Below are 16,284 nucleotides of genomic sequence, written 5' to 3' on the forward strand. Positions count from 1 at the left end.
GACAGCGCGAACGGGAGCTCACAGTTCGGGCAGCAGCGCACGCAGCCCCGTCCGTGCGCCCTGCGCGTACGCGGTCCGCAGCGCCTGCGGGGTCATCCGCTCGCGTACGGTCCGCAGGGCGCGCGGCGCGCGGGCGCCCGCGGGCCGGGTGCGACCGACCGCCCCCAGCAGGAGCGCGGACCGTTCGTAGTGGCCCCGGGCCGCCTCCAGTTCGGCCAGCAGCGCGGCCGAGAAGGACTGTCCCAGCCGGTCGTCCAGGGCGAGCTGGGTCTCCAACGCCCGCAGCACTTCGGTACGGGCCCGTGCCGGGCGGCCCGCCCCCAGGGCGGCGACGGCCCGGGCGTACCGCTCCCAGGCGCGGGCCCACGGATCGGCTGCCGCGCCCGGACCGTCCCCCGCCTCCTCCCCCGTGGGCGGGTCCGGTGCGCCGGTGTGGGCGAGGGCCAGCGTCCGGGCGGCGCGCAGCGCTCCCCGTCCGGGCCCGAAACCCGGTTCGGGGGGCAGGAGTTCCAGCGCTTCGCGGTATTCGGCGGCGGCGTCCTCGTACCGCTCCTGCCACAGTGCGACCGTGCCGCGCACGTGGGCGAGGTAGGCGAGGCAGGCGTCCTCGCCCTCTTGTACGGCGGTGCTCCACGCCTCCACGAGCAGCGGATCGCGGGTGTCCGCCTCGCCGAAGCCCGCCACCAGCCAGGCCGCCAGCCACAGCGCCCGGGCCGGCCGGGGCGCCGGGTGCAGGGCCAGGGCCCGTTCCAGGTGGCGCCGGCCCTCCTCCGCCCGCCCGCAGGCCGACCACAGGAACCACAGGTCGACGGCGATCTCCAGCGCGGCCCCGGGACCCGCGGCGGACAGCGGATTCATCGCGGTCCGCAGCTCCGCGAGCTCCCGCAGGGCCAGTTCGCGCGCCGCCGTCTGCGCCCCCCGTTGCCAGAGCCCGGCGGCCTGCCCGGCGAGTCTGCGCGAACGCGCGTGGTGGCGCAGGGCGGTGGTGTGCCCGTCGCCGTCCGGGTCGTGTGCCAGGCGTCGGGCGGCGTACGCGCGCACCGCCAGCGGGAGCCGGTACCGGCCCGGCCGCTCGTCGTCGGCCAGCAGGGCGGGAGCCAGTCGGGCCAGCAGCCGGGCGGCGGAGTCCGCGGTGAGCTCCCCGAAGCCGCAGACCTCGGCGACGGCGGCCGCGTCGAAGGGGCCGGCGAAGACGGAGAGGCGCTCCCACAGCAGCCGCTCGGCGGGCGGGGAGAGCCGCAGCGAGCGCTCGGCGTCGACCGGCGTGGAGCGGCCCGCGCCGCCCGCGAGGAAGTTCAGGGGCTCCGCGGTCAGCCGACGCAGCGCCTGGAGCGGCGCGTACTGGTGCGCGCGCCCCGCCACGAGCTCCAGCGCGCCGGGGATGCCGTCGAGCGCCCGACACAGGGCCGCGACCGCGGCGGCGTTGCGATCGGTCAGCTCGAAGAAGGGATCGGCGCCACGGGCCCGCTCCTCGTACAGCCGCACGGCCGCCGACCCGGCGATCGCGGCCGGCGCGAGCGGGGCGGCCGGGTCCGGTGGCGCGGGCGGCAACGACAGGGGTGGTACGGCGAGTTCCGCCTCAACGGGGAGCGCGAGGCGGCGCTGGGAGGTGACCAACACGCGCAGCCGGGGCAGCCACCCGAGCAGGTTCTCCACCAGGCGGCCGGCGGCTTCCCCCAGTTGTTCGCACCCGTCGAGCACCAGCAGCACGTCCCGCCCCGCGAGCCCATGGATCAGCCGATGCTCCACCACCGCCCGGCGGAAGCCCGGCAGCGCCGAGACGTCCACCCAGACGGTGTCGAGGCCGGTGGTCGCCGTCACGGTACGGACCGCGCGCACGGCGAGCCGGGTCTTGCCGATGCCCGCCGGTCCCGTGAGGGTGACCAGGCGCTCGGTGGCGAGCAGTGACGCGACGCGGGTCAGTTCCCGGCGACGGCCGACGAAGCTCGACAGCTCGACGGGCACCGCCTGACCCACGCCCGGTACGGGATCCCCCACACGTCCTCCCGCGAAGTGCCGAACGTGCGCCCGCCCGACTGATTCACCGATGGGGCGCACAAAGAGAGATGATCGGCCGAAGGCCCGGTTGACAAGCCGCTGACCGGGAGATCCGCCAGGGGGAGGACATGAATTCGGCCGTTTCCGCCGTGGACGACACCGACCGGGCGCTCGTCCACGCACTCCAGCTCGCACCCCGCGCGAGCTGGGAGCGACTGGCCCCGGTGCTCGGCACGCGCCCCGACACCCTCGCGCGCCGCTGGGAGCGGCTCACCGGCGCCGGAGAGGCATGGATCTCGGGTCTCGGCCTGCGTACGGGGACCAGCGCGCCCTGTATGGCGTGGGTGGAGGTCATGTGCGACGCGGGGGCCTCCCCGACCGTGGGCGCGACCCTGGTGGCCGATCCACAGTCCCTGGGCCTGGAGCACACCACCGGCGGCCGGGACCTGCTGGCCTTCGTGGCCGTACCGGACCTCCCCGCGCTGTACCGGTACCTGTCCTTCCGGGTGCAGCGGATTCCAGGGGTGGTCGGCACCCGCTCGTCGATGGTGACGGCGGTGCACTACGCCCCCGACCGGTGGCGGCTGGATCAGCTGACACCGGTGCAGATCGGCCTGCTGACCGGGCGCGGCCGGCGCTCCTCGGCCCCCGGCGCGGTGGTGGCGCCCCCGCTCACCGCGATGACGGAGGAGGACCGGCCACTGGCCTTGGCGTTGGCCGCCGACGGCCGCCGCAGCGTGGCCTCGCTGGCCCGCGAGTGCGGGATGAGCGAGTCGACCGTACGACGCCGGCTGGGTCGGCTGGAGGCGGGACAGAGCCTGCGCTACAGCTGCGCCATGGCGTCGGCGCTGTCGGGGTGGCCGGTGGCGGCGACGCTGTGGGCGGAGGTGCCGGAGTACGACGTGGGGGAATGCGCGGCGGTCGCGGTGGGGCTGCGCGAGACGCGGACCTGCATGTCCGTCAGCGGGCGCTGGAACGTCATGATCACGGCGCGGTTGCGCACGGTCGAAGGGCTGTCCCGCTACACCTCGGAGCTGTCCCGGCGGCTGCCGGGGATGCGGATCACGGACTCGGCGGTGGCGCTGCACGTGCGCAAGTCGGAGGCGCAGGTCCTGGACGAGCGGGGCCGGCGGACCCGGACGGTCACGCCGGACATCTGGGCGGAGCTCGTCCCGCCCGCGGGGCCAGAGCGGGCGGGCCCCGGGGTCTGATCCGGACACGCCGTGGCACATACGCGTGCGGCGGTACGGACGTCACCCCCGCAGTGGGTGACGTCCGTACCGCCTGGTGAGCGGGCGTGTCAGTGCACGAACACCGGTTCCGCCGCCGCCTCCGCGGCCGGATCCTTCTTGGCGCCGAGGTGGTTGAAGGCGAGGTTGAGCACGATGGCCACCACGCAGCCCGTGCTGATGCCCGAGTCGAGGACGACCAGCAGGTCCTTGGGGAAGGCGTGGTAGAAACCGGGCGCCGCGATCGGGATCAGGCCGATGCCGACCGAGGCCGCCACGATCAGGGCGTTCTCGCCCTTCTCCATGGCCGCGCCCGCCAGCGTCTGGATGCCGCTGGCCGCGACCGAGCCGAACAGGACGATGCCGGCGCCGCCGAGGACGGGCAGCGGGACCACGCCGATGATGGAGGCGGCCACCGGACAGAGCCCCAGCAGGATCAGGATGCCGCCGCCGGCCGCGACGACGAACCGGCTGCGCACCTTGGTCATCGCGACGAGCCCGATGTTCTGGGCGAAGGCACTGCACATGAAGCCGTTGAACAGCGGGCTGAGCGCGCTGCCGAGGGTGTCGGCGCGCAGGCCGCCCTCGATGGTCTTCGCGTCCGCCGGGCGTCCGACGATCTTGCCGAGGGCCAGGATGTCGGCGGTGGACTCCGTCATGCAGACGAGCATCACGATGCACATCGAGATGATGGCCGCGACCTGGAACTGCGGCGCGCCGAAGTGGAACGGCGTGGGGAAGCCGACGATGTCCGCGTTTCGGATGGCGTCGAAGTTGGTCATGTTCAGCGGGATGGCGACCAGGGTTCCGGCGACCAGGCCTAGCAGGATGGATATCTGCTGGAGGAACCCGCGCAGGAACTTGCGCATCAGCAGCACGATCACCAGGGTCAGGGCGGCCATGCCGATGTTCTTCATCGAGCCGTAGTCGGTGGCGGTGCGGTTGCCGCCCTGCGACCAGTTGAAGGCCACCGGGAGCAGCGAGACACCGATCAGGGTGATGACCGTGCCGGTGACGACGGGCGGGAAGAAGCGGACGAGTTTGCCGAAGTACGGCGCGGCGAGGAAGCCGACGAGTCCGGCGACGATGATCGCGCCGAAGATGACGGGGATGGCGTTCACGCCCTCGCCCTTGCCGATGGCGATCATCGGGGTCACTCCGGCGAAGGAGACGCCGTTGACGAAGGGGAGTTTGGCACCGATCTTCCAGACCCCGAGCGTCTGGAGGAGGGTGGCGAGACCCGCGGTGAAGAGCGAGGCGCCCATCAGGAAGGCGGTCTCGGTGGCGGAGAGACCGACGGCGGGGCCGACGATCATCGGCGGGGCGACGACACCCGCGTACATGGCGGCGACGTGCTGTAGACCGCTCGTGAACATTTTCAGCGGAGGCAAGGTCTCGTCGACCGGGTGCTTCTCCTCCGGTACTGCGCCTGCGTCTTTGCGAAACCTGGGCGTTGCGGCCACGGCTTCCTCCGGTCGGTTAAACACGTCGGCAGGGACGTGGGTGTCAGGGAGTGCGAAAGCTGTGCGGGTCAAGCCTGTTCGGTGGTGCTGGTGCTGCGTGCTGCCCTGCCCGTGCAGATGCGGAAACGATTCGCCCGAGTCGTTCCCGCGCGGGGAGGTACGGCGGTGCTGTGGCGGAGGCGCAGTGGCGCAATGGGTTTCAGTGCGGTGCGGTGTCACGTTTCACCGCGCCCGGGAGCGCCGTCGGAATGTTCCTCGGGCGCTTCCCGGGGGCGGCTGCCGCGGACCCCGCTCGGGTCCGCGGCCGCCGGCCGGGGGCCGTCCCCCCCGACCGGACTCCTGGGGATACCTCCCGGCGGTGGCCGGGTGGTGTTCCCCGGCGCAGGCCGGGGGGATCAGCCCTGGGCGGAGATGCGCGCCAGGCGCTGGGCCTCTTCCCGCGTGGACACGGCGATCGCGTCCTCGTCGGCGAAGAGGAGTCGGTTGTTCTCGACGATCTGCTTGCCGTTGACCAGCGAGAGGGTCACCGGGGCGGCCGCGCCGAACACGAGCGCGGTGACCGGGTCGGCGATCGAGGAGTGGGCCAGCGTGCCCAGGTTCCACATCACCAGGTCGGCGAGCTTGCCGGCTTCCAGGGAACCGATGTTGTCGGCGCGGCCGAGGACCTGGGCGCCACCGTACGTACCCAGGCGCAGGGCCTGGCGCGCGTTGAGGGCGCGCTCGCGGTGGACGGGGTTCAGGCGGTTGATGAGCAGCGCGTTGCGCAGCTCGGTGTGCAGCTCACCGGACTCGTTGGAGGCGGTGCCGTCCACGCCGAGACCGACCGGTACACCGGCGGCGAGCATGTCCGGGACGCGGGCGATGCCGGCGGCCAGCCGGGCGTTGGAGGACGGGCAGTGCGCGACACCGGTCTTGGTGCGGGCGAACGCGGCGATGTCGGAGTCGTTCATGTGGACGCTGTGCGCCATCCACACGTCCTCGCCGAGCCAGCCGGTCGACTCGAAGTAGTCGGTCGGTCCCATGCCGAACAGTTCCTTGCAGAACTGCTCCTCCTCGACGGTCTCGCTGCCGTGCGTGTGCATGCGCACGCCCAGCCGGCGGGCCAACTCGGCGCCCTGCCTGAGCAGCTCGGTGGAGACGGAGAACGGGGAGCACGGCGCGACGGCGACCTGCGTCATCGCGTCGAAGGAGTGGTCGTGGTGCTTCTTGACGGTCGCCTCGGTGTCGGCGAGCGCGCCTTCGAGGGTCTCGACGGCGTGGTCCGGCGGCAGGCCGCCGTCCTTCGCGCTGCGGTCCATGGAGCCGCGGGCGAGGGTGAAGCGGACGCCCATCTCGGACGCGGCGCGGATGATCGCGCCGGAAAGGTCGCCGGAGCCCTTGGGGAAGACGTAGTGGTGGTCCATGGCGGTGGTGACGCCGCCCTTGGCCATCATCGCCAGGGAGCCCTGGGCGGCCGTATACACCATCTGCTCGTCGATGCGCGCCCAGGTCGGGTACAGGGCGACGAGCCAGTCGAAGAGGTTGTGGTCGGTGGCCAGACCACGCGTGATCCACTGGTAGAAGTGGTGGTGCGTGTTGACCAGACCGGGGGTCACGAGGTGCCCGGTGCCATCGATGCGGCGGACGACGTTGTCGAGGTTCTCGGGGGCCTTGCCCGCACCGATGGACTCGATCTTGTTTCCGGCGACGACGACGTGTCCCGAGGCGTACTCGGTGTCATGGGCGTCGACGGTCGCGATCGCACAGTTCTCGATGACGATGCGCTCGACGACGCCGTCAGGGGCTGCCGATGCTGCCATGGGACTTCCTCGTGCTTTCAGTGGCGGTACGGGCAGGAACCCAGGTGATTTGAGTGCCGGAGCCGCGGGCCCTGACAGCTGACAGTACTGCCGCCCACGGGGGTACGTCCGGGTGCCGATTCGGGAAGTTGGGGGATGTCGCGCCGTCCCGGGGCCACTGCGGAGCCCCGGGACGCGCGTGCCGCATCAGAGGTTGGTCATGTCCACGGGGATACGGGCGTCAACGCCGTCCCGAAGGACCGTCGCCTCGATCAGACCGTAGGGACGGTCCGCGGCGAAGTAGACCTCGTTGTCGTTCTTGAGGCCGAAGGGCTCCAGGTCGACGAGGAAGTGGTGCTTGTTCGGGAGCGAGAAGCGGACCTCGTCGATCTCCGAACGGTGGTTGATGATGCGCGAACCCATCTGGTACAGGGTCTGCTGGAGCGAGAGGGAGTAGGTCTCCGCGAAGGCGTGCAGCATGTGCTTGCGCGCCTCGGCGTAGGACTTTTCCCAGTTGGGCATCCGCTGCTCGTCGTCCGACCAGCTGTAGCGCCAACGAGCCGACACCTGGGTGGCCAGGATGCGGTCGTAGGCCTCCTTCAGCGTCGTGTACTTGTCCTTCACGTAGCCCCAGAACTCGGAGTTCGTGGAGTTCATGACGACGAGGTCCTTGAGGCCGGAGATGACCTCCCAGTTGCTGCCGTCGTACGTGACCTGGGTGACCCGGGTCTCCTGGCCCTGACGGACGAAGGAGTGCTTCACCTCGTCCGACCCGATGAACTTCGAGTTCGCGTCGGATGTGGGGATGCGCTCCCAGGCGTACTCCTCGATCCGGATGCGCGCGCGCTGGATCGGCTCCTGGCTGTTCACGAACCAACGCGCCAGGTGGATGCCGAACTGCTCGGCCGACTCGATGCCGTGCTCCTTGGCGAACGCGTACACCGTGTTCTTGGTGGTGTCGGTCGGCAGGCAGTTGGCGTTCGAGCCGGAGTAGTGGACGTCGTCCATGTCGCCCGAGAGGGCGACCGAGACGTTCAGGTCCTTGATGTGGTGCGTGTCGCCGTCCCGCGTGATCTTGACGACGCGGTTCTCTGCTTTGCCGTACTGGTTCTGGCCCAGAATCGTGGCCATGCTAGCTCCCTCGGTAAACGGAGTAGCCGAACGGGTTGAGCAGCAGCGGTACGTGATAGTGCTCGCCCGGGTTCACCGCGAAAGTGATGGTGACCTCGGGGAAGAACGCACCGCTGTCCCTTACGCGGGGGGCGTCCTGCTGCGCCTCGGCTTGCTTCTTCGAACTGTGCTTATCAAAGAAGTACGTCTCGGTCTCGAAGTCGAGACGTACGTGGGTGGTGCCTTCCGGCAGGGCCGGGAGGTCCTTGCATCGGCCGTCCGCGTCGGTGGCGGAGCCGCCCAGGGCCGCCCACTGGCCGCCCTGGCCCGTACGGGCCGACAGGGAGATGGCGACGCCCTCGGCGGGGCGGCCGATGCTGGTGTCCAGGATGTGCGTGGACACCGAAGCGGTCGTGTCAGTGCTCATGCGCTCTCTTCCTCCACGAGTCGGGTCAGGCGGATCCGGTTGATCTTCACGAGCTCGCCGCGGGCGATTTCCCGCTCCTGTTCCGGCGAGTTCTCGATCCGGACCCTGACCGCGTCCCGCATGAACTCACCGGTCGCACCGGTGGCGCAGATGAGGAAGACGTGGCCGAACTTCTCCTGGTACGCCAGGTTCAGTTCGAGGAGCTCGTTGCGGAGCTCTTCGGAGGCGCCGGCCATGCCCCGCTGCTCGCGGGCGGAGGTCGGGTCTCCCGGCTTCGGACGGCCGATCGGAGCGTGTCCCGCCATCGCCTCGGCCAGGTCCTCGGCGGTGAGCTCCGCCATGGCGGACTCGTTGGCCGAGAAGAGTGCCTCGACGGTGGTGAAGGGGCGCTGGGCGAGCAGCTTGCCGCCCCATGCCGAACTGGCGCACACCTCGTGCAGTACGGCCGTGGCCGCACTGTCTTCCAAGGCGTTGAACCGGGTGAGACCCGGGGTCGGACTCGAAGTCACGGGTAGACCTCCGTGGCCTGTTGTTGCTTTTTGACGGGCTGCGCATAGCTAACGCCCTCGACAACACCCCGTCAACACTTTGTTGAAACTTCCCGTACACAAAAGCCGCCGCCCGGGTGAATCGGACGGCGGCTCGTCACCGCGGGTCAGCGAACGCTCACGATCGGCTGTTCTTCTCGGTCCCTTTGGGAGGGTTGGAGTCCCTGTTCAGGTAGTTGTAGACGGTGAAGCGGCTGACGCCCAGAGCGCCGGCGACCGTCTCCACGCCGTGCCGCACGGAGAAGGCACCCCGCGCCTCCAGTATCCGCACCACGTCCTGCTTGGACTTCCGGTCGAGCCGGGCCAACGGTACGCCGTGCCGGCGCTCCAGCGCGGCCAGGATGTGGTCCAGCGAGTCCGAGAGCTGGGGCAGGCGGACGGCGAGCAGCTCCTGACCCTCCCAGCTGAGCACGACGTCGTCGGGCTGCGCCTGGGCGGGATCCATCAGCTCGCCGCCCATCGCGTCCACCAGCGGCTTGACGGCGGCGACGAAGGGGTGATCGCGGGGCTCGGTCACGGGGTGCCGCCTTCCGGGATCACATTGACCTGGAGGGACACGCGGGTCGCCCCGGCCTCCAGGGCGTTGCGCAGCAGCGCGGCCACGGCGGTCAGCACCTCGTCGGACTGCCCTTCGGCGGTGTTGCCGAACGGGCCGACGTCCACCGCGTCGAGCCGAGCCCGCTGGATGACCTCTCGGGCGGCCACGGCATGGGCGGGAGCCTCTTCGAGGTCGAAGGGCTCGGTCGTGAACTCCACTCTCAATCGCACGCGGGCCAAGCTACCCCGCGGCCGGGACTTTTCGGGAGCTCGCACTTGACAGCCACGCGAACCTCAATGCAGTCTTCCATCAAGCAGAAACTAACTTCCGCAATACGGAAGGAGCGCATACCCCTCATGGGATACACGGACCAGCGCTTCGATGTAAACCTTTCGATCCTCTTCACGGAACTCCCGCTCCTGGAGCGTCCCGCGGCCGCCGCCGCGGCCGGCTTCACGGCGGTCGAGCTGTGGTGGCCCTGGATCGAGACCCCCACTCCCGCCCAGGCGGAGCTCGACGCCCTCAAGAAGGCTCTTGAGGACGCGGGCACCCAACTGGTGGGCCTGAACTTCTACGCCGGACAGCTTCCGGGCCCGGACCGCGGCGCGGTCTCGGTGCCCGGTGAGGAGTCCGACCGCTTCAACGCCAACATCAACGTGGCCGCCGACTTCGCGGCCTCGGTCGGCTGCAAGGCACTCAACGCCCTCTACGGCAACCGCGTCGACGGCGTGGACCCCGCGGTCCAGGACGAGCTCGCCCTGAAGAACCTGGTCACGGCCGCCAAGGCCGCGGACCGGGTGGGCGCGATCCTCCTGATCGAGACCCTCAACAAGCCGGAGTCGCCGCTCTACCCGCTGGTGAGCGCCCCGGCCGGCATCGAGATCGTGGACAAGGTCAACGAGGCCACCGGTCTCGGCAACGCCAAGTTCCTGCTCGACCTGTACCACCTGGCGATGAACGATGAGGACCTCTCCGAGGTCATCGAAAAGTACGCCGCCAAGACCGGGCACGTCCAGATCGCCGACAAGCCGGGTCGCGGTGCCCCCGGCACCGGCGAGCTGCCCCTCGAAGAGCTCCTCGACCAGCTGAAGAAGGCCGGATACGAGGGCTACGTCGGCCTGGAGTACAAGGCCGCCGACGCGGCCGCGTCCTTCGCGTGGCTGCCGGCCGAGGCCCGCGCCGCCAAGTAGGCGGACCAAGTCCGGGCGATCAGCCAGGCACCCCCCGCACTTTTCGTACAAAGCATTAAGAGAAGGACCCTCATCATGAGCACCTCCACTGCGCTTCCCTCGATCGCCTGGATCGGCCTCGGCATCATGGGCTCCCCCATGTCCGAAAACCTGATCAAGGCCGGCTACTCGGTGACCGGCTACACGCTGGAGCAGGACAAGCTGGAGCGCTTGGCCGCCGCCGGCGGCACCGCGGCCGGCTCGATCGCCGAGGCCGTCAAGGACGCCGACGTGATCATCACGATGGTGCCCGCCTCCCCGCACGTCGAGGCCATCAACTACGGCCCCGAGGGCATCCTCGCGAACGCCAAGTCCGGCGCGCTGATCATCGACATGTCGTCGATCACCCCGCAGACCTCGGTCGACCTCGCGAAGAACGCCGCGGAAAAGGGCATCCGCGTCATCGACGCCCCGGTGTCCGGCGGCGAGGCCGGTGCCATCGAGGCCGTCCTGTCGATCATGGTGGGTGGCGAGCAGACCGACTTCGACGCGGCCCTCCCGATCCTGGAGACGCTCGGCAAGACCATCGTCCTCTGCGGCCCGCACGGCTCCGGCCAGACGGTGAAGGCCGCCAACCAGCTCATCGTCGCGGTGAACATCCAGGCATGCGCCGAGGCCGTCGTCTTCCTCGAGAAGTCCGGCGTAAACCTCCAGGCCGCCCTGGACGTCCTCAACGGCGGTCTGGCCGGCTCCACGGTCCTGACCCGCAAGAAGGACAACTTCCTGAACCGCGACTTCAAGCCGGGCTTCCGGATCGACCTGCACCACAAGGACATGGGCATCGTCACCGACGCCGCCCGCAACGTCGGTGCGGCCCTCCCGGTCGGCGCGGTCGTCGCCCAGCTGGTCGCCTCGCTGCGCGCCCAGGGTGACGGCGGCCTGGACCACTCGGCGCTGCTCCGCGCGGTCGAGCGCCTCTCCGGCACCCAGGTCTGATCCCGGGGGCCCACCCTCGGGCCTTCGTCAGGCCCCCTTCCCGGGTCCGCCACGCGGACCCGGACGCTCCCCCCAGGGGGACCCCGAGTTTCCGGATGGTGCCGGTGCTGACACCTGTCCTGTCGCGCCCAAGCGCCGGCACCGTCCGGATTACCTCCACACTCTTTCTTTCAACAAACTGTTGACGTCGTGTTCACGCCGAAATTAGGCTGTTCCGCATGACGGAAGACGCCTTCCGTCTCAGCAGTTACCCGTACGGAAGGTCACCATGTCGAAGCGCACGCTGACGACCGAGTCCGGCGCCCCGGTCGCCGACAACCAGAACTCCGCCACCGCCGGCGTCGGTGGCCCGCTCCTGATCCAGGACCAGCAGCTCCTTGAGAAGCTCGCCCGCTTCAACCGTGAGCGCATCCCGGAGCGCGTGGTGCACGCCCGCGGCTCGGCCGCGTACGGCTACTTCGAGGTGACCGACGACGTCACCCCGTACACCAGCGCCGCCTTCCTGAACACGGTCGGCAAGAAGACCGAGACCTTCCTGCGGTTCTCCACCGTCGCGGACTCCCTCGGTGGCGCGGACGCCGTCCGCGACCCTCGTGGCTTCGCGCTGAAGTTCTACACCGAAGAGGGCAACTACGACCTCGTCGGCAACAACACCCCGGTGTTCTTCATCAAGGACCCGATCAAGTTCCCCGACTTCATCCACTCCCAGAAGCGCGACCCCTTCACGGGCAAGCAGGAGCCGGACAACGTCTGGGACTTCTGGGCGCACGCCCCCGAGGCGACGCACCAGATCACCTGGCTGATGGGTGACCGCGGCATCCCGGCGTCGTACCGTCACATGAACGGCTACGGCTCCCACACCTACCAGTGGACGAACGAGAGCGGCGAGGCGTTCTTCGTCAAGTACCACTTCAAGACGAACCAGGGCATCCGCTGCCTGTCGTCCGAGCAGGCCGCCGAACTGGTCGGCAAGGACGCCAACTCGCACCAGACGGACCTGCTCCAGGCCATCGAGCGCGGCGTGAACCCGAGCTGGACCCTCTACGTCCAGATCATGCCCGCCGCCGAGGCCGCGGACTACCGCTTCAACCCGTTCGACCTCACCAAGGTGTGGCCGCACGCGGACTACCCGCTGCAGCGCGTGGGCCGTCTGGTCCTCGACCGCAACCCGGACAACGTCTTCGCCGAGGTCGAGCAGTCCGCCTTCTCCCCGAACAACTTCGTCCCGGGCATCACCGCCTCGCCGGACAAGATGCTCCAGGGCCGCCTGTTCGCGTACGCCGACGCCCAGCGCTACCGCCTCGGTGTGAACCACACCGTGCTGCCGGTCAACGCCCCGAAGGCGACGAAGGCCGACAACTACGGCCGCGACGGCGTCATGGCGCTGCGCAACGGCTCGCGCCACGACAAGAACTACGAGCCCAACTCGTACCAGGGTCCGGCCGAGACCGGTCTCGCCCTCGGCGCCCCGAAGGCCGTCTCCGGCTACACGGGCACCCACGAGGCCCCGGCCCACACGAAGGACGACCACTTCTTCCAGGCCGGTGAGCTCTACCGACTGATGTCGGAGGCCGAGAAGCAGCGTCTGGTGGCGAACATCGCCGGCGGCCTGTCGCAGGTCACCCTCGAGGACGTCATCGAGAAGAACCTGGCTCACTTCCACGCCGCGGACGCCGACTACGGCAAGCGCGTCGAGGAGGCCGTCCGCGCCCTGCGCGACGCCTGAGCCACCCAGCTGTACCGGGGGTCTGACGGGAGGTCAGGCCCCGGGTGCTGAGCCCGAACCGCGGACCCGGATGAGGGGTGGTACGCGGAGCGGGCGGACAGCGCCGGTCCTTGTGGCCGGCGCCGCGTGAGGACCGTGGCGAGCGTGCGAGCCAGTGCGGTGGTAATGGGTTCCGAGGCCCGTCTCTTGACCTGAGGGAGACGAAGCCGGAGTTCTCGTCGCCCGCCCGCCACGGTCCCAGCCACTTGTGTACAGGGGCCACGCACAGAGTCCCCTGTACACAAGTCCCCAGCCCCGCCCGGCGGCGCGAACGTCCTGTCGCGCCAGCCTCGCACCGTCGGGCGGTCATACCCAAAGCGCCGAGTCACGGACGGTCCCGTGACTCGGCGCTTTGTCATGCGCGGACGTACCCGCACGCCCGGGCGCGACGGGGCCAACCGCTGTACGGGATCCAGGACTCCGAAGGCCGAGCCCGCCTCGGCCTCGCTCACCCGGACCGGGATGACGACGATCAGCGGCGGGACCACCAGCCCCGTGCCGAGGCCGGTCATCGGCGTGGCCCGGAGCCGGCCTCCGGCCGTACGCCGCCCCGTCTGCGCGGCCGGCGGGCACCGGCGGCCCGAGGGCGGTCAGGACGATGCCGCCCCGGGTCACCACCCGCCCGTGCCGCAGGGCGAGGGAGCCCGTCGGTCCCGCCGACCGACTCAGTCTCTTGGACCGCGTGTTCAGCCTGCTGCCGGCCTGCGGGCGTGGAGCGCCAAAGCCGCCCGAGGCTGCGACCCGATCGCCCTGCACATCGGCGCGGGTCACCTACGAGGTTCCGTCGCCGCTCCCGGCGGGCGGCGGCCCCAGGCCCTCCGGGACGCGATGGAGCGCCGGCACGCCCATGTCCCCTCGACGAGCGACCGGCCGGACTGGGCGCGGCCCGTTGCCCCCACCTGGCTTCCGGCGACCGCGGGTTGGGCGCCGGGCCGGCTGCCGGCTGCCGCCCGGCTCGCGCTCGGCGTCGAGGTGCTGAGCGCCGGTCCGGTCTCGCCCCGGGCTGAGCCGGAACGGCAACGGCCCCCGGAAACCAGGCGGTTTCCGGGGGCCGTTCGCTGAAGCGGTGAAACGGTGAAGCGGTGAAACGGGTGGATCAGGCGGTGATCGGGCGGATCGCGGTCGGGGCGTGACCCGGCTCGGTCGCCAGCTCCTCGAACTCGGTGACGTCGCTCATGTCGACCGTCTTGCTCATCGAGATGTTGGTGACGCGCTCCAGGATCGCCTCGACGACGACCGGGACGCTGTACTCGGCGGCCAGCTTCTTGGCCTCCTCGAAGGCGGCGCCCAGCTCGTTCGGGTCGGTGACGCGGATCGCCTTGCAGCCGAGACCCTCGACGACCTTGACGTGGTCGACGCCGTAGACGCCCAGCTCGGGCGCGTTGATGTTCTCGAACTCCAGGTTGACCTCGAAGTTGATGCCGAGACCACCCTGAGCCTGGCGGATCAGGCCCAGGTAGGCGTTGTTCACCAGGACGTGGACGTACGGGATCTTGTGCTGCGCGCCGACGGCCAGCTCTTCCAGCATGAACTGGAAGTCGTAGTCACCGGAGAGCGCGACGACCGGGTTCTCCGGGTCGGCGGAGGCGACACCCAGCGCGGCCGGGATGGTCCAGCCGAGCGGGCCGGCCTGGCCGCAGTTGATCCAGTGGCGCGGCTTGAAGACGTGCAGCATCTGCGCACCGGCGATCTGGGACAGACCGATGGTGGTGACGTAGCGGGTCTCCGGGCCGAACGCCTTGTTCATCTCCTCGTAGACGCGCTGCGGCTTCATGGGGATGTTGTCGAAGTGCGTACGGCGCTGCAGCGAGCCCTTGCGCTCCAGGTGCGAGGCGACCCAGGCGCTGTAGTCCGGGAGCTTGCCCTCGGCCTTGAGCTCCTTGGCGATCTCGATGAAGAGCTCCAGCGCGGCCTTGGCGTCGGAGGCGATGCCGAAGTCCGGGGCGAAGATCTTGCCGATCTGGGTGGGCTCGATGTCGACGTGGACGAACTTGCGGTCGCCGATGTAGGCGTCCAGGTTGTAGCCGGTGTGACGGTTGGCCCAGCGGTTGCCGATGCCGAGGACGAAGTCCGACTCCAGGAACGTCGCGTTACCGTAGCGGTGCGAGGTCTGGACGCCGACCATACCCGCGCTCAGCTCGTGGTCGTCGGGGATGACGCCCCAGCCCATCAGGGTGGAGATGACCGGGACGTTGGTCAGCTCGGCGAACTCGACCAGGAGGTCGGCGGCGTCGGCGTTGATGATGCCGCCACCGGCGACGATCAGCGGGCGCTCTGAGTCCAGCAGGAAGCGGACGGCCTTCTCTGCCTGGGCGCGGGTGGCGCGCGGCTTGTAGACCGGCAGCGGCTCGTAGGTCTCGGGGTCGAACTCGATCTCGGTCAGCTGGACGTCGATCGGCAGGTCGATGAGGACCGGGCCGGGACGGCCGGAGCGCATCAGGTGGAAGGCTTCCTGGAACACGCCCGGGACCTGCGCGGCCTCCAGGACGGTCGTGGCCTTCTTGGTGACCGGCTTGGCGATCGATGCGATGTCGACGGCCTGGAAGTCTTCCTTGTGCAGCTTGGAGACCGGGGCCTGGCCGGTGATGCACAGGATCGGGATGGAGTCCGCGATCGCCGAGTACAGGCCGGTGATCATGTCGGTGCCGGCCGGGCCGGAGGTGCCGATGCAGACGCCGATGTTGCCGGGCGCGGTGCGGGTGTAGCCCTCCGCCATGTGCGAGGCGCCCTCGACGTGGCGGGCGAGGGTGTGCTTGATGCCACCGACGTTCTTGAGCTCGCGGTAGAACGGGTTGATCGCAGCGCCGGGAACGCCGAACGCGTGCGCGACACCCTCGCGCTTGAGGATCTCCACTGCAGCGGCGGCGGCTGTCATACGAGGCATCGAGGTCTCCTGCGGTGTGGCGGTCAGGCAGTTTCCGTCATACGGAAGTTTTGTTCTGCTATACGGAACAAGCTAAGCGGCGAGCTCCGCGCACGTCAAGGCGCTTCGACACCCCGGAAACCACCAAAAGCCGCTTCTCGGTCGGTCGGTCGCACAAAACACGGCCCCCTTGGCTGGAAAAGGCGGTGACGCGACCCCGGCCGGTCGCGCGTGGTGGAGCATGGACGTACGCACAGCGACGGAGGGGGTCCAGGTCTCATGGCGGAAGCGGTACCGGTGCGCTGTCCGGCGTGCCAGCGCGAGAACGGCTACACGGCGCCGGTCTACCCGTGCGCGTGCGGAAGCCCGATCACCCCGCCGCTGGACCTCGCCGCGCCAC

Annotated in this window: 13 protein-coding genes; 4 read left to right on the forward strand and 9 right to left on the reverse strand. The window is 70.0% G+C overall.

The annotated features are described in order from the left end of the window. Positions 1–18 precede the first annotated feature (18 nt). On the reverse strand, positions 19–1,998 hold the full coding sequence (locus tag ABZ934_RS03770; protein ID WP_361308116.1) for a hypothetical protein: 1,980 nt from the start codon (positions 1,996–1,998) through the stop codon (positions 19–21). Between the two features lie 128 nt (positions 1,999–2,126). On the opposite strand from ABZ934_RS03770, the gene ABZ934_RS03775 reads away from it, so the two are divergent. Beyond that, the gene (locus tag ABZ934_RS03775; protein ID WP_361308118.1) at positions 2,127–3,209 is read left to right on the forward strand and encodes an Lrp/AsnC family transcriptional regulator; all 1,083 of its coding nucleotides are present in this window, start codon (positions 2,127–2,129) and stop codon (positions 3,207–3,209) included. A gap of 89 nt (positions 3,210–3,298) precedes the next feature. On the opposite strand, the gene ABZ934_RS03780 is transcribed toward ABZ934_RS03775, so the two are convergent. The 7 genes from ABZ934_RS03780 to ABZ934_RS03810 form a co-directional block, all read right to left on the reverse strand. Further along, positions 3,299–4,690: a nucleobase:cation symporter-2 family protein gene (locus tag ABZ934_RS03780; RefSeq protein ID WP_361308120.1), complete on the reverse strand. Its 1,392-nt coding sequence runs from the start codon at positions 4,688–4,690 to the stop codon at positions 3,299–3,301. Between the two features lie 395 nt (positions 4,691–5,085). Beyond that, positions 5,086–6,489 carry an 8-oxoguanine deaminase gene (locus tag ABZ934_RS03785; RefSeq protein ID WP_361308122.1) on the reverse strand — a complete coding sequence of 468 codons (1,404 nt, stop codon included), beginning with the start codon at positions 6,487–6,489 and terminating at the stop codon, positions 5,086–5,088. Between the two features lie 186 nt (positions 6,490–6,675). After that, entirely contained in the window at positions 6,676–7,599 is a 924-nt protein-coding gene (gene pucL, locus ABZ934_RS03790; RefSeq protein WP_361308124.1) for a factor-independent urate hydroxylase, read from the reverse strand. A 1-nt stretch (position 7,600) separates the two neighbouring features. After that, positions 7,601–8,005, reverse strand: coding sequence for a hydroxyisourate hydrolase (gene uraH, locus ABZ934_RS03795; RefSeq protein WP_361308126.1), 405 nt, complete (start codon positions 8,003–8,005; stop codon positions 7,601–7,603). After that, positions 8,002–8,514, reverse strand: coding sequence for a 2-oxo-4-hydroxy-4-carboxy-5-ureidoimidazoline decarboxylase (gene uraD, locus ABZ934_RS03800; protein ID WP_361308128.1), 513 nt, complete (start codon positions 8,512–8,514; stop codon positions 8,002–8,004). Before uraD ends, uraH begins: the two co-directional genes overlap by 4 nt. A 157-nt stretch (positions 8,515–8,671) precedes the next feature. Then, positions 8,672–9,070 (reverse strand): helix-turn-helix domain-containing protein, encoded by a 399-nt coding sequence (locus ABZ934_RS03805; protein ID WP_361308130.1) that lies wholly within the window; start codon positions 9,068–9,070, stop codon positions 8,672–8,674. Then, complete coding sequence (locus ABZ934_RS03810) at positions 9,067–9,321, reverse strand: thiamine-binding protein (RefSeq protein ID WP_361308132.1); 255 nt, start codon at positions 9,319–9,321, stop codon at positions 9,067–9,069. Before ABZ934_RS03810 ends, ABZ934_RS03805 begins: the two co-directional genes overlap by 4 nt. A gap of 126 nt (positions 9,322–9,447) precedes the next feature. On the opposite strand from ABZ934_RS03810, the gene ABZ934_RS03815 reads away from it, so the two are divergent. From ABZ934_RS03815 to ABZ934_RS03825, 3 genes are all read left to right on the forward strand, one after another. Continuing rightward, positions 9,448–10,281: a TIM barrel protein gene (locus tag ABZ934_RS03815; RefSeq protein WP_361308134.1), complete on the forward strand. Its 834-nt coding sequence runs from the start codon at positions 9,448–9,450 to the stop codon at positions 10,279–10,281. Between the two features lie 75 nt (positions 10,282–10,356). Continuing rightward, positions 10,357–11,256 (forward strand): 2-hydroxy-3-oxopropionate reductase, encoded by a 900-nt coding sequence (locus ABZ934_RS03820; RefSeq protein WP_361308136.1) that lies wholly within the window; start codon positions 10,357–10,359, stop codon positions 11,254–11,256. A 268-nt stretch (positions 11,257–11,524) separates the two neighbouring features. Next, on the forward strand, positions 11,525–12,982 hold the full coding sequence (locus ABZ934_RS03825) for a catalase (protein ID WP_361308138.1): 1,458 nt from the start codon (positions 11,525–11,527) through the stop codon (positions 12,980–12,982). Positions 12,983–14,117: 1,135 nt separating this feature from the next. Here ABZ934_RS03825 and gcl read toward each other — a convergent pair. Then, positions 14,118–15,905 (reverse strand): glyoxylate carboligase, encoded by a 1,788-nt coding sequence (gene gcl / locus ABZ934_RS03830; protein ID WP_361308140.1) that lies wholly within the window; start codon positions 15,903–15,905, stop codon positions 14,118–14,120. Positions 15,906–16,284: the final 379 nt, after the last annotated feature.

Origin of the sequence: Streptomyces sp. NPDC046557, assembly GCF_040645975.1 — a bacterium.
GTDB lineage: Bacteria > Actinomycetota > Actinomycetes > Streptomycetales > Streptomycetaceae > Streptomyces.